We start from the raw sequence: 3,735 nt of genomic DNA on the forward strand, positions 1-3,735 counted from the left end.
AAAACACGCTACCTCATTTATCTGAGATCGCATTGGGCGGAACCGCAGTTGGTACTGGATTAAATACACCTGCTGGATATGACCTAAAAGTAGCGGACTATATCGCACAGTTTACAGGACATCCTTTTGTCACTGCACCCAATAAATTTGAAGCTCTTGCTGCTCATGATGCTATTGTGGAAGCGCACGGCGCCTTAAAGCAAATTGCTGTCTCGTTAAATAAAATAGCAAACGACATCCGAATGTTAGCTTCAGGCCCGCGATCAGGCATTGGAGAAATCTACATTCCTGAAAACGAACCGGGATCATCAATTATGCCCGGAAAAGTCAATCCTACGCAATGCGAAGCTTTGACTATGGTATGTGCGCAAGTAATAGGAAATGATATGACCATAACAGTCGGCGGAATGCAGGGGCAGTATGAACTCAATGTATTTAAACCTGTAATGGCTGCAAATTTTTTACAATCTGCTAGATTGTTAGCTGACGCTTGTGCTTCTTTTGACCTACATTGTGCACAAGGAATTGAGCCTAATTACAAACGAATTGAAGAATTGGTATCCAATTCCTTAATGTTAGTAACTGCTTTAAATCCAAAAATAGGCTACTATAAAGCCGCGGAAATAGCGCAAACGGCACATAAAAACGGAACTACATTAAAAGAGGAAGCTGTACGATTAGGATACGTCACAGCAGCAGATTTTGATGCTTGGGTCAAACCAGAAAATATGGTATAAAAAAAGTAGATCAACATTCAGTAATTTATTTGCTTCTCCTTTATTTAAAGACAAATAATCCGTCGAAATATCATTCAAGTACAGGTATTTAACAATACTAATTAAAAATGTTCTCGATACTTATTTTAGATCTATTTTTTTTTCAAAATTAGTACTATTTGTTTCTTACTTCATCCTATTGCCTACCTGCTTTGTGTCTTAATCAAGTTCTAAATCTATGACTTAAATTGAATCTAATTGATTTCTACAATTATTTTTATTAGATCGGGAAGTCACTGATTCAATTTAAGTACTAAATAATTATAAAAAATTCATGCTTATCAATGCTTTGAAGTAAAAAGTACTGTTTTAAACTGTTTTAAAAACAATTTCAATTGTAGAATTGTAATGTGATAGTAAAAACTTTAGTTACTTAACTGTATTTTAAAGTAGTAGTCATCTAAATTTCTAGATTTGTTACAAAATAGAAGATAAACTACATTTTTGCTTTCAAATTATTATATTCTGCTATTTGATCCATTGATCTATAAAGTTTTAATAATAAATCAGAAACAACACTGTTTTTGGGATCAATTTTATTAGCCTTTTCCAAATATGCGATAGAAATTTTAACTTCGTTATCCATCTTTGTCTTTAAATCATCATACAGTACCATATCCTGTTTTGATGTTCCTAAAATACTAATTTTGTCATTTATAATTTTCTTTTTTTCTAGTCCAAGATAAGCCAAATCAATGTATGGCTCAATGAAATTGGGGTTATTATTAATACTCTTTTTGTAAAAATTTTCAGCTTGACTAATTTCTCCATTCAAAGAGTAAATAAACCCAATATTTTTATAAATCTCATTCTTTTTAGACTTTGAATTTTCATTTCTTGGAGCTTGGTGACTTCCAGCTTTAATTGCTGCATCTCTTTCGGTCAAAGAGCCAAAAAGTTCTTCTAAATTGTTACTGTTATTCTTAGCTAAATATTGCATTCCGCTTCCAGTGTAATTTAAATTATCTAACTCCTTATAGTTTTTCAAGGCGTTTGAATAGTCCTTTGCACTCATGTAGTAGGAGGTGGATAAATATAGGTTTAAAGTATCTCTCTTATCTATAGTATAAAGACTATACATTTTTTCTGCACCATCTTTAAACTTATCTTTTCTAACGTCAGCGCTAGCACTATTTTGTAAATCAGTCTTAATTTTTTTTATGGACTCTAAGGCCTTAGTCGAGTACTTGTACTGGCTAGAAAGTTTTTCTTCTCTGAGCAGGATATTGTATGCATCAACTGCATTAGCGAGATTCTTAACCATATCAATATTTTTATCGGCTAAGGTTTTGTAAACTTCAGCTTTTAGATTATAAAATTCTGATTTATCATCATAAGGGGCATTGAGCATTAGGTACTCCCACTTAACTAGAATTGCAATTGCGCCTTGTTCATTACCATTTTTTAATTCGACTTTTGCTTGTTTTATTTGATCTTTTTGGGAATAACTGAAACTTGCTATTATTGATAATATTAAAGTAAAGTAAATTTTTTTCATTTATGGTTATTTTAGTTTTTTGGTTTTTATATTAGCAAATAAGTTGTATTTCATGTATTATCATGAGAAAAAATCTGTAAAAATCTTCCTTTTATGTTTTTCCTGTGGGGAAATTATAATAAAAAAACGAAATTTCAAACTACTAACACCTTTTAATTAGAAAAACAAAAAAACAAATTTAAATTTTGTATAAAAATTCTTATAAAATAAAAACTACCAACACCGAAAAAATCAATATTTATGATAAGAATTTTAAAAGTAAAAAAGTGTGGTTAACGCAATTCTACAATACAAATAACTTAGTATTGCAACGAGATAAATGAACGATAAAAACCAAAATGATTGTTATATGTTGTCTACATAATCTTGTAAATAGCTAAACCTAGGTGTTAATTGGCCTTTTTCGGTCATTTTTGCACGAGCCAAAACGCCATCTTTATCATTATTAAAAAAAGCAGGAATTACATGTTCTAAAAACATAGTTCCAAAACCTTCACTAGCATCTTTAGGTATTTCACAAGGCAAATTATCTACTGCCATTACCACAATCGCAGCAGGGTGAAACACATCAACCTCTTTATGCTCAGAAGCTAAATAACCATAGATAGGACTCTCAATAGTTGAAGGTCTAAGGGTACAAGCAATAGGTCCGTTAATATCACAAGAAACGTCTCCAAATACTTTAATTTTGCAGTCTTTGCTTTGCAACATTTCTTTGGTTAAAATATCCGGTGCTTCATTAGCATGAAAATGTCCGGTTATCACAATTTCTGACACTTTGGTAAAACGTTCAAAATTACCAACGTATTCCTTTGGATTCGTATAAAAGTCTTTACAGTTTATAACTTGACCGTCGATTCGCCTGTTATAGTCCATCACATCTATTTGTGTATAGACTGCTTGTGCATAATTTTTAGTTAAATAATTATCAACCGTAACCTGCTTGACCTTCATGGAGTCTAAAATTTCTTTTATTCCTCCACCCACTTTTCCAGTTCCCGTAATTACAAATTTAATGGGAGGTAAAACAAGTCTTTTTAAATGGCGTACCATTTCGTCTTTTCCGGCCAAAGTCTCAGCTTTAGGTAATTTAAACAACTCAAATTTTAACCCAAATGCACGAATACTATTATAAGCCCCAACCATACCGGCATATCTTCCAAAACCAATCAACCTTCTATTATTAGCATCGACGATTGTTTCATGATCGTATAATTCGATATTGTTTTTTAAAACTGCCTGCAATAACTTTTGGTTATAAGGTTGCTTCTTAATGGTATGAGAAAAAAAGAAATAACTTTTATTTGGAATCAAACTATCAACAGGCACTTCTTTTACGCCAAATAAAACATCGCAATCCGCAACGCTATCTGCAACTTCAATACCTGCAGCGACATATTGGTCATCAGTAAAAATTCTGATATCTGACCTTTCAACTTTCAGTTCCGCTGATGGATAAGA

At 32.1% G+C, this 3,735-nt stretch carries 3 protein-coding genes; 1 reads left to right on the top strand and 2 read right to left on the bottom strand.

Annotation, left to right across the window (positions count from 1 at the left end; all coding sequences use genetic code 11):
• The coding region (locus P8M54_RS15270) for a lyase family protein (RefSeq protein ID WP_300288887.1) at positions 1–737 on the top strand (737 nt) is incomplete at its 5' end.
• A gap of 475 nt (positions 738–1,212) precedes the next feature.
• Here the strand turns inward: P8M54_RS15270 and P8M54_RS15275 are convergent.
• Both P8M54_RS15275 and P8M54_RS15280 read right to left on the bottom strand, forming a co-directional pair.
• Positions 1,213–2,274 (bottom strand): hypothetical protein, encoded by a 1,062-nt coding sequence (locus P8M54_RS15275; protein WP_300288889.1) that lies wholly within the window; start codon positions 2,272–2,274, stop codon positions 1,213–1,215.
• A gap of 345 nt (positions 2,275–2,619) precedes the next feature.
• A partial coding sequence (locus tag P8M54_RS15280; RefSeq protein ID WP_300288890.1) for an NAD(P)-dependent oxidoreductase occupies positions 2,620–3,735 on the bottom strand: 1,116 nt, incomplete at its 5' end.

Source organism: Flavobacterium sp., from assembly GCF_029242675.1.
Lineage (GTDB): Bacteria > Bacteroidota > Bacteroidia > Flavobacteriales > Flavobacteriaceae > Flavobacterium.